Source organism: Microtetraspora sp. AC03309, assembly GCF_020826795.1.
GTDB classification, from domain to species: domain Bacteria; phylum Actinomycetota; class Actinomycetes; order Streptosporangiales; family Streptosporangiaceae; genus Microtetraspora; species Microtetraspora glauca.
Genome location: NZ_JADDIL010000084.1, coordinates 1 through 22,664, shown reverse-complemented (window position 1 = coordinate 22,664; position 22,664 = coordinate 1). Strand labels below are relative to the sequence as shown.

The following is a 22,664-nucleotide window of genomic DNA, read 5'->3' as shown; positions in this document are numbered from 1 at the left end:
TCTTCCCCGCCGCGCTGTGTGCCGAGTTGCCCGCCGTCGACTGACCGCGGCCCCCAACGGCGGCGTCTCGCCGAGCGCCCTCCCAGATGCTCGGCGGCGGAGGCCCGCCAACTGACCCATCTCCCCGGTCTACGGCGATCATGTTTGCCACGCATCACATTCGGATCGCGTTGTCATGGGGAATGTCGTCCGACCGGATTCAAGGGTTGGCCGGCCGCGGGGCCTGCACCCGCATGAGCACGACCTGCGCCGCCCTCCTCGACGAACGAGGACAGCCTCCGCCGCTCACGCCACCAGGTGCCGCTCCGCCAGTTCGGTGAGTTGCACGGTGCACAGCCCGCCGCGCTCGACCTTCACGTCGGTCACCTTGAGCTGCGTTCCGGGGGCGAGGATGAACTCCTCCTCGCCGGTGAACGCGGAGAAGCTCCGGATGCCCACGGCGCGTTCGGGGAGCACCTCGAAGAGCGTCCGCTTGCCGCGGCGGCCGAGGAACGCCTGGGCCACGCCGAGCTTCGACGTACACGAGGACACGCCCCACCATGTCACGGTCCGGCCGAGCGGGTACTGCGCCCGCAGGTCCAGCGACACCCCGCGCCACAGCGGCTTCTTGCGGGCCGGCAGACGCGACACCGCCGAGAACAGGAGCCGCAGGTACGGCAGGTACGGGGCGACCCGGGTGCGGTCCGGGTTGCGCAGCGTGGCGTTGATCTGCCGGTAGAACGCCGACTCGCAGGTGTAGAGGTAGAGGGCCGCGATCTCGTCGGCGGAGAGGCCGTCGGTCGCGCCGACCGCCTGCTTCTCGCCGAACCGGTACGACTGCGTCACGTGCCGGTCGAGCCCCGCCAGCAGCTCGGCCGCCGGGGCGACGGCCTCGCGGAAGTCCATGAGCGGGGTGTCGAACACACCGGTGATCGCCGGGAGCTCCAGCCCTTCGTCCTTGACGCTGGCGAGCCGTTCGAGGTAGAGCTGGTGCAACTCCATGGTGGAGGCGATGAACGCCCCCATGCGGTCCGCCGTGTCCGCGTCCGCACCACCGGTTTGCGCGGCCGACGTGTTCCATCCCTTGCTGGGCAGCCAGTCGATCTCGTCGGCCCCGAGCGCCTTGAGTGCTCCGTTCACGGCGGCGAAGTGGTCCCCGTCGCAGAAGATGTCGCCCTGCGCGGCGGGGTTCGGGTGGTCGATGTGCTCGACCTTCACGTCGGGGTATTTCTTCTGGAGCCGCAGCACGACGGCTTTCAGACTGCGGGCGTGGACCCCCCACCAGGCGAACACCACGCCCCGGTCCTTCTCGTCGGCGTTCTGCTTGGCCTTGAGGATCTCCTCGACGAGCCGCTCGACGACCGGCCGCCAGAACGCGGTGTGCTGGTCGGTGGCCATCGCCCCGTCGCCGCTGGCGGTGAGTGCGGCGTTCAGAAGCAGCACGCCCTGCGTGAGCATCGCCTGGAACCACTCCGGCGGCTGTACGGTGTCGTGCTTCTTCAGGAGCGCGCGGATGTCGGCGATCGGCGTCTTCTTCGGGATGCCGTGCTTCCACATCGCCGCCGCCTTGATGATGCAGCGGATGGTGATGACCTTGCCGAACTGGCTGTCGGCCCAGTCGTGGAAGGTGTTGTCGAACATGGCGATGCCGGTGGCGCTCTCGGCCCGCGGGTACGGGTTCTGGCCGAAGACGACGACCTTCCACTTGTGCGGCGGGTTGGGCTTGAGCGCCTGGAAGGTCAGTTCCCGGACGGGCACGACGTTCGGGCCGCGGCCCGGGCCGATGAACGTGGCCGCGACCGGCTGGTCTTCGATGACCGGCTTCAGGAGAGGCAGCCACGGCTCGCCGCCGCCCTTGAAAAGCTCGGCGAGGGCCAAGGGGTCGTTCGGGTCGGGCGAGGTGGGGGCGTTGACATCGCTCATGGTGGGTTCCCGGGTCGGTGGGCCGTACCGGTGACGGCGCGGGTGACTGAAGTGGGGGAATTGTGCCGTGTGAAGATCCCTAATGCGATGTCGGAAACCGGAATGCCCACCCGTTGGAGTGGGTGGGCTTCTCTGTCGCAGCGCGTACGACCTGGTCGGCGGCAGGTTGACGACAGCGCGACCCGGAGCCGGTACGTCGGCGGGCGGCGATCATTACCGTCCGCGACCGTGATCCTTTTTGTCGGTGTGGCCCGCTACTTTCGTCGACGTTGGAACCCCTCCCCCGTGCCAGGAGTGCGCAATGACCGTCACGCATGTGAAGCCCCCGCTCAAGGTCGTGCTGGTGGACGTCAACACGAAGGTGGTGCAGGAGTGGCGGGCCGCGTTCGCCGACACTCCCGAGGTCGAGATCCACAAGGGGTCGATCCTCAACCAGCGTGTCGACGCCTGGGTCAGCCCGACCAACTCCCGCGGCCGGATGGACGGCGGGGTCGACGCCGCAATCAAGCGGCACCTCGGCGCGGGGATCCAACTGCGCGTCCAGCGGGCGATCCGCGACCAGTTCGAAGGGACGCTGCCGGTGGGAAGCGCGGTGTGCGTGCCGTCCGGCGCGACCAACCCGAAGTTCCTGATCTCCACGCCGACGATGGTGCAGTCGGCGCAGAACGTGAGCGAGACACTGAACGTGGCTCTGGCCTGCGCCGCCGCGTTCCAGGCCATCCACATGCAGAACGAGAAGGAGCCAGGCGGCATCGGGTCGGTGGCGCTGGTCGGCATGGGCGCGGCGACGGGCAAGGTGCCGCCGCGGGTGTGCGCCAACCTGATGTGGACCGGCTACACCCTGTTCAACGACTGCTACTTCCGCGACTACGACGACCTGCGGACGACGATCCGCGAGCAACTCGACGACATCGACAGCCGCCCCGAGGAGGAGCGCGTACGGATCACGCCTCCCGCCCTTCGGTCCCGTGGTTGACGAAGCGAACCCGACCGATCGAGCGGCTCCCCTGTCGTCCGCAGTCAGTACGTGTCGGTCCCCATCGAGCACGACTGGCTCACCAAGCCGGACCCGGCGGCCCTGCCCGACGCCACCGAGAACCTCGTCGCGGAAATCCCCGGCGTCGCGCACCGCGACATCGCCGTCCCGTTTGACTACGCATCACTCGGCATCGCGTTCAGCAGGAAGCAGTTCCCCGGCGGGCTCGGCTCATGGGCGGATCCGCTGGACCCGGCCGTCCACGGCAAGGTGGGGCTCTATTCCACGCCCAGCCCGAGCGTGGCGGCCTGGGTGCCCTGCCTCAAGTCGCAGGGCAAGATCGATCACGCTCCCGCCGAGATGACGATCGAGGAGGCGCTGGAGGTCGTCGCCTTCCTCAATTCAGAACGTCGTCCAGACGACGTCCAGGTGGAAATGGACTACGCCGGGGCCGTCGCTCGGCCGATCTCGCCGGACGCCCTGTCGCGGCGATTCCCGGCGATCCACCTGCTCGGTTCTTCTTGACGAACGCCTAAAGCCGATCGGCTCGGATCGACGGAGCCGTCACCGTGCGTCGGCGCGCGAACCACCGGTCTTCGCCCAGTTCAGCAGCCTGCGCAGAGCTTCGGCGTTGCCGTGGACGTGGACGATGACGTGGACGATGACGTGACGGCGCGTCCAACGCCTCCACAGCGCGCGGGGTGGTCCGCGCCGACGTCCGGATCAGATGCCGGCCGTATGGGGGCCGCCCTGTGATCACTGCTCACCCGTCACTCCAGCAGCACTCCCCACGCCGAGTCACTGCTCACCTGTCCACTCCAGCGGCACTCCCGCGCCGCATGAAGGTGTCGGCCACTGCCTGGATCCCCCTCGGGAAGCTGGGTTCGAGCCCACCGATTCGATTTGTCTACAATTCAGGTAGGTATTATGGTCTATCCCTAAGTCCCCCAGAAAACGAAGGGTTGTTCGGAACATGTCCTCCTTCAGACCTGCGGTCGTCACCCTGGCCATGCTCGCCGCCGTAGGACTTCTGACCTCCTGTGGTGGTTCCGGCACCGGCGCCCAAGCCAAGAGCGACGGCAAGAGCGACGGCAACCCCGTGTACGGCGGCACGCTCACCTACCTGGAACACCAGCCGCCCACCTGCCTCTACCTCCCGGCGGCCGGCTTCTATCCGAACGGCGGCGTGCTCAACCAACTCACCGACAAGCTGACCTGGCAGAATCCGGAGACGCTCAAGGTCGAGCCGTGGATCGCCACCAAGTGGGAGATCAACGAGGACGCCACGGAGTACACCTTCCATCTGCGGGACGGCGTGACGTTCAGCGACGGCACCCCACTCGACGCCGAGGCCGTGGCCGCCAACTTCGACGTGTACGGCCTCGGCGACGACAAGCTCAAGCTGCCCCCGGCCGAGTTCGTCAACAACTACGAGCGCAGCGAGGTCATCGACGCCAGGACCGTGCGCTTCCACTTCAGCAAGCCGTCGCCCGGGTTCCTCCAGGGCACCTCGGTGATCGGCGCCGGTCTGGTCTCCAAGAAGACGATCAGCCTGCCGTACGAGGAGCAGTGCCAGCTGAAGAACGTCATCGGCTCGGGACCGTTCACGGTGGCCAAGCAGGTCGTCGACAAGGAGATCGACCTCCAGGCGCGCAAGGACTACAACTGGGCGCCGTCCTCCTCCGCGCACCAGGGGCGGGCCTACCTCGACCTCATCAAGATCATCGTGACGCCGGAGGACAACGTCCGGGTGGGCGCGCTGACCTCCGGGCAGGCCGACTACGTCCGGTACGTGCAGGCCTACGACGAGGCGACGGTCGAGAACGCCGGCTTCGTCGTCAAGGGTGAACCCACCCGAGGCGTCAACAACGGCCTCTACCTGCGCCCCGCCAACAGCATCCTGAAGGACATCAGGGTCAGGAAGGCGCTGCAGGCAGGGACCGACGCCAAGGAGGTCGTGACCACCCTCTTCACCGACAACTATCCCGTGGCGACCTCGGTCCTCAGCCATCTGGCGGCCGGATACGTCGACCTGTCGGACCAGCTCGCCTACGACCCCGGCACGGCCGACAAGCTGCTCGACGAGGCCGGATGGACGCGCGGCGCCGACGGCATCCGGGAGAAGGACGGCGTCAAGCTGCAACTCGGCGTCTTCGTCGCCGGCCCGCAGCCGCTGTCCAAGCAGACCCTGGAGCTCATCGCCCAGCAGTGGACCAAGATCGGCGTGAAGCTCGAGATCCGCCCCGCCGACGCGGGCACCCAGGCCGTGGACATCAAGAACGCCGAGAAGACGGCGGTGAACCACTCGATGGTCGGCCGCGCCGACCAGGACGTGATCAAGAGCCACTTCCACACGAAGAACCGCGACGTGATCCTCTCCAACGACAAGAAGCTCGACCAGCTCCTTGAGGAGGAGTCGGCCCTCGCCGACGAGACCAAGCGGAACGAGAAGGTGGCCGAGATCCAGCGGTACGTCATCGACCAGGGGTACGCCATCCCGCTCTTCGAGGAGCCCCAGGTCTACGGCATCGCGCCGTACGTCCACGGGGCGGCCTTCGAGGCGGTCGGCCGGCCGAGCTTCTACTCTGTCTGGCTCAATAAGTGACGAAATACCTGCTCAAAAGGGCAGGACAGGCCCTGCTTGTCCTGTGGGCCGCCTTCACCGCGGCGTACATCCTGCTCCAGGCCCTGCCCGGCGACTCCATCCTGATCAAGTTCCAGAACCCCGAACTCGGGCTGTCGCCGGAGCAGATCGCCGAGATCCGCGAGTACTACGACGCGGGCGGCTACCTGCACACCGTGCTCGGCTTCCTCCACGGCGACTTCGGCTACTCGGTCGACACCGGCACCCCGGTCGTCGAGCGGCTGGCCGAGGGACTGCCGGAGACGGCCAAGCTGGCCACCTGCGCCTTCGTGCTGGCGGTGCTGCTGGCCGTGCTGATCGCCTTCGGCTCCGCGTACAGCGGCAGGCTGCGCGGCCTGCTGCTGGCGGTGCCCGCCCTGTTCATCTCGGTCCCGGCGTTCTGGCTCGGCATCCTGCTCATCCAGATCTTCTCGTTCCGGCTCCGGCTGGTCCCGGTCATCGGCGGCACCGAGCTCCAGCAGCTCGTGCTGCCGGTGCTCACGCTGGCCGTGCCGATCTCCGCGCCGATCGCGCAGGTGCTCGCGCGCAGCATCGACCAGGTGCTCACCCAGCCGTTCGTTCCGGTGGTGGCGGCCAAGGGCGCCTCGCGCTCCTGGATCCTGTGGCGGCACGTCGCGCGCAACGCGCTGCCGCCGACGCTGACCGTGGCGGGCCTGGTGTTCGGCGAGCTGATCGCCGGGTCCGTGGTCACCGAGACCGTCTTCGGCCGGGGCGGCATCGGCCGCCTCACCGAGCAGGCGGTCAACGCTCAGGACACTCCGGTGCTCCTGGCCGTGGTGGTGCTGGCCGCGACCATCTTCGTCGTGGTCAACCTGCTGGTCGACGTGCTGTTCCCGGTGCTCGACCCGAGGCTGGCGGCATGAGGTGGCTGTCGTGGGCGGTCATCGCCCTGGTGGTGCTCTGGGCCGCCGTGCCGTCGCTGTTCACCGGGTACGACCCGCTGGCCGGGGTCCCGGCCGAGAAGCTCCGGGAGCCGAGCGCCGCGCATCTGTTCGGTACCGACGCCGTGGGGCGCGACCTGTTCGCGCGAGTGGTGCATGGATCGGTTCAGTCGCTCTCGGGCGCGCTCGTCGCGGTCGGCGTCGGCCTGCTGCTCGGCACGCTGCTCGGCCTGGTCGCCGGGTCGGTGCGCGGGGTGGTCGACGAGACCGTCATGCGGATCATGGACGTGCTGTTGTCGGTGCCGGGGCTGCTGCTGGCGCTCACGATGATCATCCTGCTCGGGCCCGGCACGGTGAACGTGGCGATCGCGGTGGGCGTCGGCTCCGTCGCCTCCTTCGCCCGCCTGGCCAGGGCCGAGGTGGTCCGGGTTCGCCGCGCCGACTATGTCGAGGCCGCGTTCGGCAGCGGCGGCACCTTCGCCGGCGTGCTCGTGCGGCACGTACTGCCGAACTCCCTCGGCCCGGTCATCGCGCTGTCGGCGCTGCAGTTCGGCGTGGCGATCCTGGCGATCTCCACGCTCGGCTTCCTCGGCTATGGAGCCGAGCCGCCGACGCCCGAGTGGGGACTGCTCATCGCCGAGGGCCGCAACTACCTGGCCACCTCGTGGTGGCTCACCACACTCCCCGGCGCGGTCGTCGTCGCCGTGGTGCTCGCCGCCGGTCGCATCTCGAAGGAGATCAGATGAGCCTCCTCGACGTCCGGGATCTCACGGTCGCGTACGGCCGGCAGGTCGCGGTCAAGGGCGTCTCGTTCACGGTCGAGCAGGGAGAGGTCGTCGCCGTGGTCGGCGAGTCGGGTTCCGGCAAGACCACGACGGCCAACGCGATCATCGGCCTGCACCCGGCGTCGTCGGGCGAGGTCCTGCTCAACGGCGTCGACATCGCGGGCTGGTCGCAGTGCCGCCTGCGGTCGATCCGGGGGCACCGGATCGGCCTGGTCCCCCAGGACCCGTCGAACTCGCTGAACCCGGTCATGAAGATCGGTCAGCAGATCGGCGAGACCCTCAAGATCCACAAATATGGCAACAGAGCGGGCATCAGGCGGCGGGTGATCGAGCTGCTCACCCGCGTCGGCCTCGACGACCCCGAGCGCCGCGCCGGCCAGTACCCGCACGAACTCTCCGGCGGCATGCGCCAGCGCGTGCTCATCGCCATCGCGATCGCCCTGCGCCCCAGCCTGATCATCGCCGACGAGCCGACCAGCGCCCTGGACGTCACCGTCCAGCGTCGCATCCTCGACCTCATCGACGACCTCAGAAAGGAGTACGGCACGGCGGTCCTCCTGGTCACCCACGACCTGGGCGTGGCGGCCGCGCGCTCCGACCGCCTGGTCGTGATGAAGGACGGCCTGATCGAGGAGTCGGGCGGCGTCCGCGAGGTGCTCGCCGCGCCTGCCGCGCCGTACACGCGCCGGCTCTTCGAGGACGCCCCGGCGCTGACCGCACGCGAGTTCAAGTCGGTGGACACCTCGGCCGAGCCCACCATCGTCGTACGCGACCTCGTCAAGGAGTTCGGCTCCTTCCGCGCCGTCGACGGTGTCTCCTTCGAGGTACTGCGGGGCAGTACGCATGCCCTGGTAGGCGAGTCGGGCTCGGGCAAGACCACGACGGCGCGCGTCGTGACCCGCTTCACCGGGGCCACGTCGGGCGAAGTCGTGATCGGCGGCGACCCGGTGGGCCCGCGCGATTTCCGGCGCAGGGTGCAGCTCGTCTACCAGAACCCCTACGGCTCGCTCGATCCCCGCCAGACGGTCGCCGGAATCGTGGAGGAGCCGCTGCGCAACTTCCGCCTCGGCGACCGGGCCGCCCGCCGTGCCCGGGTGAAGGAGCTGCTTGAGCGCGTCGCGCTGCCCGAGACGCTGCTCGAGCGCCGGCCCGGTGAGCTGTCCGGCGGACAGCGCCAGCGGGTGGCGATCGCCCGCGCGCTCGCCGTCGAGCCCGAGGTGGTCGTGCTCGACGAGGCCGTATCCGCGCTGGACGTGACCGTGCAGGCGCAGATCCTGACGCTGCTGGAGGAGCTCCAGCGCGACCTCGGACTCACCTATCTCTTCATCTCCCACGACCTCGCCGTCGTGCGGCAGATATCGCACACCGTTTCCGTCATGAACAAAGGACGCATTGTGGAATCAGGGACGACGCACCAGATCTTCGACAGTCCGCGGGAGGAGTACACCCGCGAGCTGCTCGCCGCCGTGGCGGAGCCGGTGCGATGACCCGGATCGGCTTCTTCACCCGGGTGCTCGACGACGCCCCGCCCGGCGAGCGCTACCGCCTGGCCGTCGAACAGATCGAGCACGCCGAACGCCTCGGCTTCGACACCGCCTGGGTGGCCCAGCACCATTTCGACGGTGATGAGGGCGGCCTGCCCGCGCCGCTGGTGTTCCTCAGCCACGTGGCCGCGCGCACCAGCCGGATCAGGCTCGGCACCGGCATCATCACCCTGCCGCTCGAGCACCCGGTGCGCGTGGCCGAGGACGCCGCCGTGCTCGACCTGCTGTCCGGCGGGCGGCTGGAGGTCGGCGTCGGCGGCGGCGGCACGCCCGCGTCGTTCCCCGCCTTCGGCAAGGACCCGGCCCGGCGCGGCTCCATCTACGCCGACCACCTCCAGGTGCTCGTGGACGCGTGGTCGGGCAAGGACCTGGGCGGCGGCAACCACCTCTACCCGGCCGCGCCGACGCTGGCCGACGCCATCTGGGAGGCCACGTTCTCCGTCGCCGGCGGCGAGCGCGCCGGGCGGGCGGGCAACGGGCTGATGCTCTCGCGCACCCAGCCCAGGCCCGAGGGGGCGCGGCACGCCACGCTGGCCGAGATCCAGAAGCCCATCGTGGACGCCTACTACGCCAACCTGCCCTCCGGCGTCGCGCCCCGGATCATGGTCTCGCGCACCGCGTTCGTCGCCGACACCCGCGAGGAGGCGCTGCATTGGGCCGCCGAGGGCCTGTCCGGGCCGGGTCCGCGGCAGCAGCCGGACGGCGGCGGTGTCGACGATCTGATCGCCACCTGGGACGCCCACGTCGGCACCCCCGAGGACGTCATCGCCAGCCTGAGGGCGGACCCGACGCTGGAACGTGCCACCGACCTGGTCTTCCAGGTGCACTCCATCGACCCGCCGCACGAGCTGATCCTGCGCTCCATCGAGCTGCTCGCGACCGAGGTGGCTCCCGCACTGGAGGCGATATTGGAAGGAAACACCGCATGACCGCCGACACAAGCGCCGGCACGACTACCGACCCGACCACCGGCACAACCACCGACACAACTACCGACACAGCCGTCGACACGGCCGTCGACGTCATCGACACGCTGGCCGGGATCCGGCCGGGCTCCCGCCTGGACCTGCTGCGCGACCGGCGTCCCGACGCCCGCGAACACGCCCAGCGCGCCTACGAGGCGCTGTTCGCCCCCGACTCGGAGCAGGAGGTGACCCTGGTCGAGCGCGTCGCCCTGGCCGCCTTCGTCGCCGGACTCCACCAGGACCCCGCCGTCGCCCGCCACTACGCCGACCGGCTGGCCGAGCACGCCCCCGACCTGCGTACGACCATCGAGCGCGAGATCGAGGCGAGCCGGACCGTCGGCCCGTACGGCGTCTACGACGAGCCGGCGCTCGCGCAGGAGAGCCTGATCGGCCCGGCCTACCGGGCGGGGCGGCGCGCGGCGCTCGACGAGCGCCTCGCCGCCGCCCTCGACCACGCCCACCTGCTGGTCTTCCGCCCCCGCGAATCGAGCCGCGACGCGCTCAAGAGGCTCCTCGACGCCGGCTGGACCACCACGGGCGTGGTGACGATCTCGCAGCTCGTCGCCTTTCTCACCTTCCAGATCCGCGTGGTCGCGGGTCTGCGTCTCCTAGGAGCCGACCGATGAAGTTCACCCAGGACAAGCTCGGCTGGGAACCCTGGCTGGAGCCGCCGGCCGAGGACGAGCTGACCGATGCCCACCACGACGCCCTCGTCGACCGGGCGCGCGCGTCCTCGCCGTACTTCCGGCTGCTGGCGCTCGACCCGCGCGTGCTGCACGCGCGAACCACGACCGACAACGACATCTTCTACAACGCCGACGGAGGCCTGCCCCGCTCCGAGCGGGAGCTGGCCGCGACCGCGACCTCGCGGCACAACGGCTGCGTCTTCTGCGCCTCGGTGCACGCCCGCTTCGCCGCGCACTACTCCAAGCGTCCGGACGACGTGCGGCGGCTGCTCGACGACGGCGTCGCCGCACCGCAGAACGAGCGGTGGCGGGCGATCATCGACGCCTCGGTGGCGCTGACCGCCACCCCCGGCGCGCTCGGCGCCGACCACCTGGCGGCCCTGCGCGCCGCCGGGCTCGACGACCTGGAGATCAGCGACGTGATCCACGCCGCCGCCTTCTTCAACTGGGCCAACCGGCTCATGCTTTCCCTGGGAGAACCCGCGTGACCATCGCACTGGACCACCTCGTGTACGCCGTCCCCGACCTCGAGGCCGGGGTGGCGGCCTTCGCCACGCTGACCGGCGTCGTCCCCTCCGCGGGCGGCGCGCACCCCGGCGGCACGGCCAACTACCTCGTCGGCCTCGGAGACGGCGCCTACCTGGAGATCATCGGCCCCGATCCGTCCAGGCCCGGCACCCGGCCGCGCGCCTTCGGCCTGGAGTCGCTGACCGAGCCCACGCTCGCCGCGTGGGCCGTGCGTCCCGGTGACATCGACGCCTCCGTACGGCGGGCACGCGAGGCCGGTTACGATCCCGGCTCCATCGAGCCGCTCTCGCGGCGCACACCCGAAGGCACGCTCCTCGAATGGCGACTGACCAGGCGCGACGACCCGGCCGCCGTCCGGACCACGCCGTTCCTCATCGACTGGGGGAGCACCACGCACCCATCGGCCTCGGGCATCCCGGCACTCTCCCTGGCCTCCTTCACCGTGATCCACCCCGATCCCGCGTCGGCGCGCGGCCCCCTGGACGCCTTGGGGGTCACGGTCACGGTCGAGCGGGGCCCGGCCCCCGGGCTGCATGCCGTACTCGACACCCCGGAAGGACAGGTGACGCTCGCATGAGCACCCTTCGCGAATATCTCGTCCAGAAGCGCGCCGCGCTCCTCGCCCGCCGGGCCACCTCGGCGGAGAGCGGCGGCGGTCCCGTGCCGCTGCGCGCGACCGTGACCGCCGAAGGCCGCAGCGGCGTACGGCGGATCAGGATCCGCGACTTCCAGATCCTCAGCGACAGCGGGCCCGACTTCGCCGGGTACGACCTGGGGCCGGGTTCACCCGAGCTGCAGGCGGGCGTCCTGGGCAGCTGCGTGACGCACATCTTCCTCATCAAGGCCGCCGAGCTCGAGGTGCCGATCGACGCGCTGTCGGTGGATGTGCGGGCCGAGTACGACCCGCGCGCCCAGTCGCCGGACAACACCGACATCCCGGTCCATCCGCAGAACTTCCGCTACGAGGTCCACCTGGACTCGCCCGCGTCGGACGAGGAACTCGCCAGGCTGCACGCCGAGGTCGAGCGGGTCTGCCCCATCCTCAACCTCATCCGGAACCCGCAGGACATCACGGGCACGATCGTCCGGGTCGGCGCCTGAGCCGAGCGCCCCTGTATGCGGGCGGGTAGTGGGGTCAGGGCTTCCAGGGGCCGATGCGGTCCAGGCGGCGACGCTGCTGGAGCGCGGTGGGCACGTCGAGGCCCTGGCCGCGCACGGTGAGGTGGTCGGCGACGGCGGCGCGGTGCTCGACGGGCTTGTGGTCGTCGTATTTGAATTTGGCCAGTACGTCGATGACCTCCATGCGCAGGCCGCGGATGCCGGGCAGCATCCGGCCGTAGGGCGGCTGGTCGACGGCGACGGGGGCGTGGTCGCCGTCGGGCTGGAAGTGGGCGAGCTGGCGGCGCAGCAGCTCCGCCTTGGCCTCGGGATCGTCGACGATGCCGGCGCGGCAGGTGAACTGGACAGCCGTGTAGTAGCTGGTGGGGACCCCGTCGTGGGGCGGGGTCCCGGCCTTGGCGCGCCAGGGGCCGGGGATGAAGGCGTAGTCGCCGATGACGGTGAGCACGACGTTCGGGTCGCGCTCGATCGCCTTCCAGACCGGGTTGGGCCGGGCGAGGTGGACGAGGAGGTGGTCTCCGTCGCAGGTGAAGTGGGTGGGGACGACGATGGGCGGGTCGCCGGGCAGGCCGTTGACGCTCAGCTGCCCGAAGTCGTGGCCTTCGGCGATCCAGGTCTGCCATTCGGCTTTGTCCAGGCTGGCGTCCCAGGGCTGGATGAACATGCTGTTCTCCTTGGTTCGGTGGTGGGGTGGGCTACGGGCTTGCTCAGGTCAGGGCGAGAAGGCTGACGGCGATGGCGGCGGTGCCCAGGCCGACGAGCTGGCCGCGGTGGATACGTTCGGCGAGCACGCCGCGGGCGAGCAGAACCGTGCCGGCCGGGTAGAGGGCGGTGATCACGGCGACGACGGCGAGGTCCCCGCCGCGAACTGCCAGCAGGAACAGCAGGTTCGCCACAGAGTCCAGCACACCCGCGGCTGCCGACATCGCGTACGCGGTCCGCTCGGAGCCGAGCTTGCGGTGCATCAGCCCCGCCGCGGCCAGGGTGACCGCCGAGGAGACCGCCCGGCCCACGATCAGCGGAGCCACCCCGCTGTCAGACGGCGCCTGGTGCAGACAGATCAGCTGAAGGGCGATCGCGGCGCCCGCACCCAACGCCAGCAGCAGCGCAGCACGGGATGGGCGCGCCGAGCCCGCGCCGTGTCCGGCGCTGACCAGCACCACCGCCACCAGCGCGAGCGGTAGACCCACCAGTCCGGCGGCGGCCAGGTGTTCGCCCTGCAGCAGACCCACACCGACGGGCAGCGCGGCGGACACCAACGCGGTCACGGGCGACAACACGTTCATCGGGCCGATCGCAAGAGTGCGGTAGAGCAGGGCGAACGCGGCGGCCGAGGCGACCCCCGAGGCAGCACCCCAGCCAAGGGTCGCAGGGCTGAACGAGGCTCCGAGCACCGGCCACAGCAGCAGCTCGACCGCGAGACTGGCCGGGGCCGCGATCATCACGGTACGCAGGACATGGGCCCTGCGAGCGCCAAGGCCGCCGAGGAAATCTGCGCACCCGTAAGCGAGTGAGCTGCCCAGGGCCAGCAGCAGAGCGATCACAGCACATCCCTTACTATCCATTGGAACGACCAAAAAGTACAACAAACCGACCGGTCCAACCAAACGACCGTGAAGTGCATTCAAATGGTCAAGTCGCGAGGATGGTGATCAGTTGGCCGAGACAGCCGCAACCCTGCGGACGGTCGCGCACAACGTCCGGACGGCCCGCATCCGCGCGGGTCTGTCCCTGGAGGAACTCAGCCGGCGCGCCCAGGTCAGCAAGGGCGCCCTGGTGGGATTGGAGAAAGCCCAGGGCAATCCCAACCTGGCCACCCTGGTCCGACTGGCCGACACCCTTGGCATTTCGGTGTCCGCCCTGATGCAGGGACCGCCCGAAGGCCGCGTCCGTGTCGTGGCCTCCGAGGCGGTGGCGCCACTGTGGATCGGAGATCGGGGCAGCGAGGCACGGCTCATGCTGACGACCTCAGGCCCGGCTCCTGTCGAGGTCTGGCGCTGGCGACTGGAACCGGACGAGGAATACCGCAGCCACCCCCACCAGGCCGGAGTCGTCGAAACCATCAGCGTCACCTCCGGCCGGATGACCCTGATCGTCGACGGCACCGAGCACGTCGTCGAAGCCGGACAGACCGCGACGTTCGACGGCGACGCGCCCCACAGCTACCGCGGCTCGGGCACCGAGACCTGCAGCCTGATCATGACCGTCCATCTGCCGCCCGCCCCCGCGTGATGCGCCAGAAAGGAGCATGATCAACTGTTTGGCGGCCGGTGGCACGTCACGCCACGCCGCGCCCGCCGAGCCGCTCAGCGTGATTCTTCGAGGCTGCTGATCAAGCCAACGGCGTGGGCCGGGCCGACGGCCGGCACCGATAGACATCTCGAAAACAAAGCAGCCCCTTACCGGGCGCCAGTTCCGAATGCGGTCACACCAAGTGCCGGCGTCGAGCGTGGCAGGCCCAACCGGACCGTAGGTCAAGGACCACCGTTCCGATGTTCCTCAGGCCCCCACGCGGGGGCCACATCGACCGCCGCGCCTCATGCCCTCAGCACCTCGTGCGGCAGGGCGATCGCCTCGCGCCCTGAGGGCGTACGGACCGTTCGGGCGGCGAGCAGGGCGTCGATCACCGCTTCCTCGACCGACTCCATGACGGCGGCGAAGACGCGGTCGAGCTCAGTGGGGTTCAACGTCCTGGGCGTCTCGGAGGGCTCGGAAGAGAAGGCCAGGGCATAGTCACCGCTCCCGTGGCTGAACGCCGCGCCCACCTGGCCGAGCGCGAAGACGCCCCTGGCCGCGATTCGTGACAACTGAAGGGCGCCGCAGGCCACATCGACGGCGATCACGACGACGCAGGAGCCCCGCTCGGAGACGTACCCGGGTCGGGATAGGCCCAGGTCCTCGGGGGTGATCGTGCGACCCAGGAGCCGCAGGTTTCCGCCCATGTTGGCTTGCACCAGGACCCCGACGGTCGCCTGGCGGTCGTGCAGCACCACCTTGCGCGAAGCCGTACCGATGCCGGCCTTGAACCCGAGCGCGATAGCCCCGGTGCCGCCGCCGACGTTCCCCATCGCGACCGGACCGTCGTGTGCGCCGTCGAGCGCGCCGTAGACGTGCTCGGTCGTGACAGGACGCGGATCGACGGAGGACAACCAGGAGTCGTTGACCTCGCCGACGACGGGGTTCACGGAGCGAACGGGCTCGGCCGCCTTGTCGATGAGCCAGCTCAGCAGGCTGTCAGCGACGCGGAAGGTGGACAACGTCGAGGTCAGCAGAACGGGCGTCTCCAGTTCGCCGAGCTCCATGACCTGCGTGACGCCGACGAACTTTCCGTAGCCGTTCCCCACATGAAATCCGGCCGGAACGGTTCGGGCGGAAGAAAGCGCGTCCGGTACGACGGCCGTCACCCCGGAGTAGACGCCCTTCTGCTCATCCACGAGGGTGGTCTGTCCGACAAGGACCCCCGCGACATCCGTGATGGCGTTGTTGGCCCCCGGCTCCAGGCGGCCGACACGGTGCCCGAAGTCTCGCAGACGACGGACGTGCGGCTGATGTGGCACGAAGTCAACCATGATGGGAGGGCCTCTCTCGCGATAACAGTCCATGGATTATGGTCCGCAATCGCCGGAAAGATCTCGTTAGGCCGGTCACAGGAGCTCGCACCCATTGGATCCAGACGGCTCTACGCGAGGACGAGGCGCAACACGACGGCTGTGACCAATGCCCGAGGCCGGTCGCGCCGGCGGTGTCCCGGAGCTCCTCGATCGATAGCGCTCCGGGAATGTGCGACGTTAACCTGACGCCCTGTTCCGAGCTTCATTCCGCACCCGGCATCGCATCCGGTTTCCGAGCCTGCCTGACCCATGGGAGGCGATGATGACCTGGAACGTCGCTCTCCCCGACGACTGGGAAGCGCGGGTCCGCTCCGCGCTCGCGAATGTCCGCGACGATCTCGCGCGTCGTGCGCTGCACCCTTTGGGCGCCGGCATGGAGAGCGTCGCGCTCCGCCTCGACCCGCCGGACAGCGACGGCGGAACGTCGTTCGTCCTGCGCTTCCCTTACAACGAGGACGGCGCCGAGGGGATCGCCTGCGAGGCCGCCCTCCTGCCCGAACTCGCCGAACATCTCCCCCTTCCGATCCCGCGTTTCGCCTTCACCGCCCCGAATCCGCTCGGCCCCGGCGAATTCTGCTGCTATCCAGCCGTCCCGGGTGAATCGCTGTCGGAAGAGGAGTGGCACCGGCGCGGCCTCCTGGACGAGCCCGCGCCGATCCGCCGCATCGCCGCACTGATCGATGCGATCCATGCCTTCCCGGTCGGACGCGCACGCGAGCTCGGCGTCCCCGAATCGGATCCGCGAGCGGAGCTCGGCGAGCGCCTCGACCTGCTGCGCGCCGAGGTCGTCCCCGCGCTGCCGTCGGGTGAGTCCCGGACGCTGGTCGCCGCCTTCGAGGACTACATCGGCGACGACGCCTGCTTCGACTACGCGCCGGTGCTGATCCACGCCGACATCAGCCTCGACCACCTCCTCGTGACCGGCACAGACGTCACCGGCCTCATCGACTTCGGCGACACCGCGATCGGCGACCCCGACTACGACCTGTGCTACCTGTGGTCCGAGACGGGCCCCGGGTTCACCCAGCGGCTCCAGGAACTGCGCGGCGTCCCGTTCACCGACCGCCTTGAGCGCAAGCTCCGCTTCTGGGAACTGGCGGACGCGGCCGCGGACGTCCTGCACGGCATCGAGCACGGCCTTCCCGAGTTCCGTGACGAGAGCCTCGCCGCGCTCCGCGGCCTCCTCACGCAACGGGGGCTCCGGTAGCAACGCGGAAACTTCCGACACCGCTGACGTGCGGTGACGCGGGGCGCCGGCCCTTACACCGCCGACCGATCGGAACGCCGCCGCGAGGCCACGTTCGTGCAGTCTCCGGTGGGCACGCGCATGACGACGAGGCGCTCGAGTCTCCGGCACCCCGCAGGACCTCGAACGGGAACGCCGGCGGAGGTCGGCTCGCTCACCTGTCCGCGAACAAACGGTCTGCCGGAGATCCGGACGTGCCAGACTGCCAGACATGGCAGCCTCGGGCCGATCAGCGGTCATCGACATCCGGACGCGCCGGACCGGCAAGGAGCGCGGCCCCGAGATCCCCGAGGGCCCGGACCCGTTGCTGCGCACGGTGTACGGGGAGATCCTGCGCGACGAGCGGCTGGACCAGGACCGCACGCTCGATGACGTGGCGCGTGCGGTCGGCATGTCCAAGCAGTATCTGTCAGAGGTCGAGCGCGGACGCAAAGAGCCGTCGTCGGAGATGCTGCATTCGGTGTGCGACGCGCTCGGGTTGCCGATCGAGCACCTGCTCACCCGCGCCGTCCGGCGGATCACGGCGTCACGCCGGATCGCGACGCGCGGGCCGTCCGGTACGCCGCGGGTGGAGCTGCTGGCGGCGTGAGCGCTACGACGCCTCGCGGGTGATGATCAGCTCGTCGGCCAGGCCGTACTCGATGGCCTCGCGAGCGCTGAAGACCCGGTCCCGGTCGGTGTCCTTGCGCAACTGGGCGGCGTCCACTCCGGTGTGGGAACTGAGGATCTCCTCGGTCTGCGCGCGTATGCGCATCACCTCCGCCGCCTGCAGGGACAGGTCGGAGATGGTTCCCTGCCCCTGCGTGGACGGCTGGTGCAGCAGCACGCGGGAGTGGGCGAGCGCGAACCGCCGTCCGGGAGTGCCGGCGGCGAGCAGCACCGCGGCGGCGGAGGCCGCCTGGCCCATGCAGTACGTCGCGACCTTCGCGCGGATGAACTGCATGGTGTCGTAGATCGCGAGCATCGCGGTCGTCGAGCCGCCGGGAGAGTTGATGTACAGGTTGATCTCCTGGTCCGGGCTCTCCGCCTCCAGGTGGAGCAACTGCGCCATCACGACGTTCGCGACGCCGTCGTCGATCTCGGTTCCGAGGAAGATGATCCGCTCGTTGAGCAGCCGGCTGAAGATGTCGAACGACCGCTCCCCCACCGGGGTCCGTTCGATCACGTACGGGATCGTGTACTGCGTCATGACGAGAACCCCATCCGGTTGGCGGCGTACGGCGCGAGGCTGTGGAAGGAGTCGACGATCTCGTCGATCATCCCGTAGTCGCGGGCCTGCTCCGGGGTGAACCAGCGGTCCCGGTCGCTGTCGGCGGAGATCTCCTCGATCGTGCGTCCCGTCTCCGCGGCGAGGATCTCCTCGGACTGCCGCTTCATGTACCGGAGGTTCTCGGACTGGATCGCGATGTCGATCGCCGTGCCGCCGATGCCGGCCGACGGCTGGTGCATCATGATCCGGCTGTGCGCGAGGCTGACCCGCTTGCCGTGCGTGCCGGACGCCAGCAGCACCTGCCCCATGCTCGCGGCGAACCCGAGCGCGACGGTGACCACGTCGTTCGGGACCAGCTTCATCGTGTCGTAGATCGCCAGCCCGGCCATCACCGACCCTCCGGGCGAATTGATGTACAGGATGATGTCGCGCTCGGAATCCGCCGAGGCCAGCAACACCATCTCGGCGCACACCCGCTCGGCCATCTCGTCGTCGACCTCTCCGGTCAACAGCAGGGTCCGTTGCTGGAACAGCTTGTCGTTCAGCCGGTCCCGGTAGCTCATATTCGGGGAAACACGCATGGCGCCTTTGTATCCGCCGCGGCCCCGCGACCTGTCGATATGTCTGCTGAGGGCAGACGGCGGCGGCTCGGCCGATCGGCGTCGCGGTGCCATTGCCGACGCGCGCTGTCGCCGCGTGAGCCGCGCGGGCTAGGCTCGGGCCGTGCCCTTGACGACCGCACACGACGTCGACCGGTTCGAGGCCTCCAGGCCGCGCCTGGAGGCCATCGCCTACCGCCTCCTCGGCAGCGCCGGGGATGCCGAGGACGCGGTGCAGGACACGTTCCTGCGCTGGCAGGCCGCCGACGTCGACCGCATCGAGGTCCCCGAGGCCTGGCTGACGAAGGTCCTCACCAACCTGTGTCTCAACCAGCTCACCTCCGCGCGGGCGCGGCGCGAGACCTACGTGGGCCAATGGCTTCCCGAGCCGCTGCTGGCCGGGGACCCGATGCTCGGCCCGGCCGACACCGCCGAGCAGCGCGAATCGGTCTCGTACGCGGTCCTCACCCTCATGGAGCGCCTCTCCCCCAATGAACGGGCGGTGTACGTGCTGCGGGAGGCCTTCGACTACCCGCACCGGGAGATCGCCGACATCCTCGACATCACCGAGGCCGCCAGCCAGCAGATCTTCCACCGCGCCAAGAAGCACATCGCGGACGGCAAGGCCCGCGCCGAGGTCGACGAGGCCACCGCCCGGCGGATCATCGAGGAATTCCTGGCGGCCGCCACCAGCGGCCAGATCGAGCCGCTCGTGCGCCTGCTCACCGACGACGCCATCTCGATCGGCGACGGCGGCGGGAAGGTCCCGGCCCGTGCCAAGGCGTTCGAGGGCGCCGTCGCGGTCGCGAAGTTCCTGCGGGGCCTGTTCAAACCCGGCGAGGCCAAGCGCGCCATGGTCGGCGGCGCGCCCGAGGTCTACGCCTGGACCGCCAACGGCGGCCCCGCCGTCGTGGCCGTCGTGAACGGCCGGGTCGTCGGTGTCATGTGCCTGGAGATCACCGCCGAGGGCATCGCCGCGTTCCGCAACCAGGTGAACCCCGACAAACTCGAACGCGCGACCGCGCACTGGGCGGCCGCCGACCACGAGGAGCCCCTGTTCAACGCCTTCTGATCGCTATGTGAGGTGCTTCACATCGCGTTCCTGTCAGGAATCGGCGGGCCGCCCGGTTCAAGTGGCAAACACGCGCGACAGGAGCCAAGGAAATGCAGCACCGCATCATCGTCCTCGGAGCCGGGTACACCGGAGCCATCGCCGCCGGCCGCCTCGCCAAGCGGCTCCGCCGCGAGGATGTCGCCATCACCCTCGTCAACGCCGAGCCCGACTTCGTCGAACGCGTCCGCATGCACCAGCTGGCGGCCGGCCAGGACCTCAAACCCCGGCCATTCAGCGAGATGCTCGCGGGTACCGGCGTCGATCTGAGGCTCGCGAAGGTCACCGACGTCGATGTCGACGCGAGGACCGTCTCCGTCATCGACGCGAACGGCGCCGAAGAACTCGCCTACGACACGCTCGTCTACGCCCTCGGCAGCGGCTGGAACGCCCAAGGCGTCCCCGGGACCGCCGAGCACGCCTATGAGATCGCCGGCCGCCCCGGAGCACTCCGGCTGCGCGAGCGCCTTGCCGGCCTCGACGCCGGGCAGACCGTCCTCGTCGTCGGCGGCGGCCTCACCGGCCTGGAGGCCGCGACCGAGATCGCCGAGGCCCGCCCGGACCTCGACGTCGCCCTCGCCGCCCACGGTGGCCTCGGCGACTGGCTTTCGGCCAAGGGCCGCGAGCACCTGCGGAAGGTCTTCGGCAAGCTCGGGATCACCGTGCACGAGCACGCCGCCGTCACCGGCGTCGAAGCCGACCGTGTCACCACCGCCGACGGCACGGCCATCCCGGCCGCGGTCACCGTGTGGACCACCGGCTTCGCGGTGCACCCGATCGCGAAGGCGACCACCCTGGAGGTCACCGGCACCGGCCAGATCGTGGTCGACGGGACCATGCGCTCGGTCTCGCACCCGGACGTGTACGCCGTCGGCGACGCGGCCATGGCGATGGGCCCCGGGGGCAAGCCGCTGCGGATGTCGTGCGCCTCGGGAACTCCGGCCGCGTGGCAGGCCGCCGACGCGATCGCGGCGCGCCTGACCGGCGGGAAGCTTCCGAACACGCCGATCCGCTACTTCAACCAGTGCATCTCACTGGGCCGCAAGGAGGGCTTGATCCAGTACGTCACCGCCGATGACCGTGCCGTGCAGGCGGTTCTGACCGGACGGCTCGCCGCCGTCTACAAGGAGTTGGTCTGCAAGGGCGCCGCCTGGGGCGTCGCCAACCCGACGCTCGGGCTGCCGACCCGGCGCCGCCGCGTCACGCGGGAGAGGGCAGCGGCGGGCTCTACCGTCAAGGCGCCGGCGTAGAGCACGAAGCGAACCGGGCGCCCTCGATGCGAGGGCGCCCGCTTCGGATCGGGTTTCTTCTCCCGACCATGTCCCCAGCCGCCGGGTGGCGCAGCGTCGTTTCCGTGCCGTCGCGCTTGGTCAAGCCCGACGTGAAGCCTGGTCGCGTCCTTCCTGCCGGCGAGCCGGTGTTCGGTTCACGGCCGTGGCGCCCGGTTCACGGCCGGGTCGGCGATCAGCGAATCTCCCACCAGGTCAGGTTGGCGGCCGCCTGGGACACCGGCTCGATGATTTCCCATGCCTCGGCGATCAGACCGTCGTCGAGCCGCCAGATGTCGATGACCGTGATCTCCGGCCCGGCATCGGGCAGCCGGCGCCGCGAGTGCATCACGACGTGCTCGCCGTCGGCCAGCACGTGTTGGATCTCGACCTGCATGCCGGCGAGTGGGGCGAGCGCGGCGCCCACGGCGGCCAGCCATTCCGGCTTCGTCTTGGAGGTCGCGTCCGGCCGGTGGTGGAGGAAGTCGTCGCTCAGCAAGGGCGCGAGCGCGTTGACGTCGCCGGTCGCGACCAGTGCCGTCAGCGCTTGCTGGACGATGCTCTTGTTGTCGTGGGTCATGTTCTGCGTAGTCATGGGCGGCAGTGTTTCCACTGTCCGGGATGGTTGTCGATGAAATCGCATTTCATGGCGTTCGGCGTCCTGATGAGTAGCATCCATGCACACGGTTGGGGAATTGCTGCGGCAGTGGCGGCATCGCCGGCGGCTCAGTCAACTGGACCTCGCGATCGCCGCCGATGTGTCGGCTCGTCACGTCAGCCTGGTGGAGACCGGCAAGTCCCACCCGAGCGCCGTGATGATCCTGCGGCTGGCCGAGCAGCTCGGCGTGCCGTTGCGCGAGCGCAACCGGCTGCTGCTGGCTGCCGGCTTCGCACCCCGCTATGCCGAGCGGCCGCTCGATCAGGAGGCGCTGTCGGCGGCCTGGGGCGCGATCGAACGGGTGCTGCGCGCGCATGAGCCGTATCCGGCGCTGGCCATCGATCGCCGGTGGAACATCGTGATGAGCAATCGCGCCCTTGACCCGTTTCTCGCCGGCGTCGCCCCCAACCTGCTGGTCCCGCCGATCAACATGGTGCGGCTGGGGCTGGACCCGCGCGGGCTCGCTCCGCACATCGTCAACCTGGCGCAGGTGCATGCGCTGCTGCGTATCCGGATCACACGCCAGCTCGCCAGGGCTCCCGACCCCGAGCTCACCACACTCTACGAGGAACTCCTGGCCCCCCACTCAGGGGACGCGAGCCAACCGGTCGAGTCCGAGGTCGCCATCCCGATGATCTTCCGCTTCGGCGGACGGGAGCTGCGGCTGTTCTCGACGACCACCACGTTCGGCACGCCGACGGATATCACCCTGGACGAGGTCGCGATCGAGTCGTACTACCCGACGGACGCCGAGACCGCCGCCTACTTCACCTCACCCGGCACCGGCAGGTAGCAACCTGCCCTCTGTCCAAGAAGAACGGCAAAGATTTCATCCTCGCCCCGCTCGTTATATCCGCGGCCCATTGACGTTTTCTCAGTGACTGTCAGCTGATCCTTCTGTGTTCGAAATGGACGAGAACGAGGGCGGCCC

At 69.7% G+C, this 22,664-nt stretch carries 24 protein-coding genes; 17 read left to right on the top strand and 7 right to left on the bottom strand.

Annotated features, from left to right (window positions below):
- Positions 1-285: 285 nt before the first annotated feature.
- The gene (locus tag IMZ11_RS35585) at positions 286-1,902 is read right to left on the bottom strand and encodes an ADP-ribosyltransferase domain-containing protein (protein WP_228646828.1); all 1,617 of its coding nucleotides are present in this window, start codon (positions 1,900-1,902) and stop codon (positions 286-288) included.
- Positions 1,903-2,203: 301 nt separating this feature from the next.
- Here IMZ11_RS35585 and IMZ11_RS35580 point away from each other — a divergent pair, with 301 nt between their 5' ends.
- The 11 genes from IMZ11_RS35580 (at position 2,204) to IMZ11_RS35530 (ending at position 12,012) form a co-directional block, all read left to right on the top strand.
- Entirely contained in the window at positions 2,204-2,878 is a 675-nt protein-coding gene (locus tag IMZ11_RS35580; RefSeq protein ID WP_228646827.1) for a macro domain-containing protein, read from the top strand.
- Between the two features lie 51 nt (positions 2,879-2,929).
- Positions 2,930-3,403, top strand: a complete 474-nt coding sequence (locus IMZ11_RS35575; RefSeq protein ID WP_228646826.1) for a hypothetical protein — start codon at positions 2,930-2,932, stop codon at positions 3,401-3,403.
- Between the two features lie 448 nt (positions 3,404-3,851).
- Positions 3,852-5,483 carry a TIGR04028 family ABC transporter substrate-binding protein gene (locus IMZ11_RS35570; protein WP_228646825.1) on the top strand — a complete coding sequence of 544 codons (1,632 nt, stop codon included), beginning with the start codon at positions 3,852-3,854 and terminating at the stop codon, positions 5,481-5,483.
- A complete protein-coding gene (locus IMZ11_RS35565; RefSeq protein ID WP_228646824.1) occupies positions 5,480-6,385 on the top strand; it encodes an ABC transporter permease in 906 nt (301 codons plus the stop codon). The genes IMZ11_RS35570 and IMZ11_RS35565 overlap by 4 nt, the downstream gene beginning before the upstream one ends.
- Positions 6,382-7,149, top strand: a complete 768-nt coding sequence (locus IMZ11_RS35560) for an ABC transporter permease (RefSeq protein ID WP_228646823.1) — start codon at positions 6,382-6,384, stop codon at positions 7,147-7,149. The genes IMZ11_RS35565 and IMZ11_RS35560 overlap by 4 nt, the downstream gene beginning before the upstream one ends.
- Positions 7,146-8,675 carry an ABC transporter ATP-binding protein gene (locus IMZ11_RS35555; RefSeq protein WP_228646822.1) on the top strand — a complete coding sequence of 510 codons (1,530 nt, stop codon included), beginning with the start codon at positions 7,146-7,148 and terminating at the stop codon, positions 8,673-8,675. The genes IMZ11_RS35560 and IMZ11_RS35555 overlap by 4 nt, the downstream gene beginning before the upstream one ends.
- Positions 8,672-9,661: a putative FMN-dependent luciferase-like monooxygenase gene (locus tag IMZ11_RS35550; RefSeq protein WP_228646821.1), complete on the top strand. Its 990-nt coding sequence runs from the start codon at positions 8,672-8,674 to the stop codon at positions 9,659-9,661. Before IMZ11_RS35555 ends, IMZ11_RS35550 begins: the two co-directional genes overlap by 4 nt.
- Entirely contained in the window at positions 9,658-10,323 is a 666-nt protein-coding gene (locus IMZ11_RS35545) for a CMD domain protein (protein ID WP_228646820.1), read from the top strand. The genes IMZ11_RS35550 and IMZ11_RS35545 overlap by 4 nt, the downstream gene beginning before the upstream one ends.
- Positions 10,320-10,871, top strand: coding sequence for an alkylhydroperoxidase domain protein (locus IMZ11_RS35540; protein ID WP_228646819.1), 552 nt, complete (start codon positions 10,320-10,322; stop codon positions 10,869-10,871). Before IMZ11_RS35545 ends, IMZ11_RS35540 begins: the two co-directional genes overlap by 4 nt.
- Positions 10,868-11,488 carry a VOC family protein gene (locus IMZ11_RS35535; protein ID WP_228646818.1) on the top strand — a complete coding sequence of 207 codons (621 nt, stop codon included), beginning with the start codon at positions 10,868-10,870 and terminating at the stop codon, positions 11,486-11,488. The genes IMZ11_RS35540 and IMZ11_RS35535 overlap by 4 nt, the downstream gene beginning before the upstream one ends.
- Positions 11,485-12,012 (top strand): OsmC family protein, encoded by a 528-nt coding sequence (locus IMZ11_RS35530; protein WP_228646817.1) that lies wholly within the window; start codon positions 11,485-11,487, stop codon positions 12,010-12,012. The genes IMZ11_RS35535 and IMZ11_RS35530 overlap by 4 nt, the downstream gene beginning before the upstream one ends.
- A 34-nt stretch (positions 12,013-12,046) precedes the next feature.
- Here the strand turns inward: IMZ11_RS35530 and IMZ11_RS35525 are convergent, their stop codons facing one another.
- Entirely contained in the window at positions 12,047-12,694 is a 648-nt protein-coding gene (locus tag IMZ11_RS35525) for an FMN-binding negative transcriptional regulator (protein WP_228646816.1), read from the bottom strand.
- 43 nt (positions 12,695-12,737) lie between these two features.
- Positions 12,738-13,574 (bottom strand): EamA family transporter, encoded by an 837-nt coding sequence (locus IMZ11_RS35520; RefSeq protein ID WP_228646815.1) that lies wholly within the window; start codon positions 13,572-13,574, stop codon positions 12,738-12,740.
- A 112-nt stretch (positions 13,575-13,686) separates the two neighbouring features.
- Between IMZ11_RS35520 and IMZ11_RS35515 the strand changes: the two genes are divergently transcribed.
- Positions 13,687-14,262: a helix-turn-helix domain-containing protein gene (locus IMZ11_RS35515; protein ID WP_228646814.1), complete on the top strand. Its 576-nt coding sequence runs from the start codon at positions 13,687-13,689 to the stop codon at positions 14,260-14,262.
- 305 nt (positions 14,263-14,567) lie between these two features.
- On the opposite strand, the gene IMZ11_RS35510 is transcribed toward IMZ11_RS35515, so the two are convergent.
- Positions 14,568-15,587 (bottom strand): P1 family peptidase, encoded by a 1,020-nt coding sequence (locus IMZ11_RS35510; RefSeq protein ID WP_228646813.1) that lies wholly within the window; start codon positions 15,585-15,587, stop codon positions 14,568-14,570.
- 316 nt (positions 15,588-15,903) lie between these two features.
- On the opposite strand from IMZ11_RS35510, the gene IMZ11_RS35505 reads away from it, so the two are divergent.
- Together IMZ11_RS35505 and IMZ11_RS35500 are read left to right on the top strand one after the other, a co-directional pair.
- Entirely contained in the window at positions 15,904-16,848 is a 945-nt protein-coding gene (locus IMZ11_RS35505) for a phosphotransferase (protein WP_228646812.1), read from the top strand.
- 250 nt (positions 16,849-17,098) lie between these two features.
- The gene (locus IMZ11_RS35500; protein WP_228646811.1) at positions 17,099-17,476 is read left to right on the top strand and encodes a helix-turn-helix domain-containing protein; all 378 of its coding nucleotides are present in this window, start codon (positions 17,099-17,101) and stop codon (positions 17,474-17,476) included.
- A 3-nt stretch (positions 17,477-17,479) separates the two neighbouring features.
- On the opposite strand, the gene IMZ11_RS35495 is transcribed toward IMZ11_RS35500, so the two are convergent.
- Both IMZ11_RS35495 and IMZ11_RS35490 read right to left on the bottom strand, forming a co-directional pair.
- Complete coding sequence (locus IMZ11_RS35495) at positions 17,480-18,076, bottom strand: ClpP family protease (RefSeq protein WP_228646810.1); 597 nt, start codon at positions 18,074-18,076, stop codon at positions 17,480-17,482.
- The gene (locus tag IMZ11_RS35490) at positions 18,073-18,678 is read right to left on the bottom strand and encodes a ClpP family protease (protein WP_228646809.1); all 606 of its coding nucleotides are present in this window, start codon (positions 18,676-18,678) and stop codon (positions 18,073-18,075) included. Before IMZ11_RS35490 ends, IMZ11_RS35495 begins: the two co-directional genes overlap by 4 nt.
- A 142-nt stretch (positions 18,679-18,820) precedes the next feature.
- Between IMZ11_RS35490 and IMZ11_RS35485 the strand changes: the two genes are divergently transcribed.
- Positions 18,821-19,768 carry an RNA polymerase sigma-70 factor gene (locus IMZ11_RS35485; protein ID WP_228646808.1) on the top strand — a complete coding sequence of 316 codons (948 nt, stop codon included), beginning with the start codon at positions 18,821-18,823 and terminating at the stop codon, positions 19,766-19,768.
- 92 nt (positions 19,769-19,860) lie between these two features.
- Positions 19,861-21,057, top strand: a complete 1,197-nt coding sequence (locus tag IMZ11_RS35480) for an NAD(P)/FAD-dependent oxidoreductase (RefSeq protein ID WP_228646807.1) — start codon at positions 19,861-19,863, stop codon at positions 21,055-21,057.
- Between the two features lie 214 nt (positions 21,058-21,271).
- Here the strand turns inward: IMZ11_RS35480 and IMZ11_RS35475 are convergent, their stop codons facing one another.
- The gene (locus tag IMZ11_RS35475; protein WP_228646806.1) at positions 21,272-21,670 is read right to left on the bottom strand and encodes a nuclear transport factor 2 family protein; all 399 of its coding nucleotides are present in this window, start codon (positions 21,668-21,670) and stop codon (positions 21,272-21,274) included.
- 100 nt (positions 21,671-21,770) lie between these two features.
- On the opposite strand from IMZ11_RS35475, the gene IMZ11_RS35470 reads away from it, so the two are divergent.
- Positions 21,771-22,526: a helix-turn-helix transcriptional regulator gene (locus IMZ11_RS35470; protein WP_308066886.1), complete on the top strand. Its 756-nt coding sequence runs from the start codon at positions 21,771-21,773 to the stop codon at positions 22,524-22,526.
- Positions 22,527-22,664 lie beyond the last annotated feature (138 nt).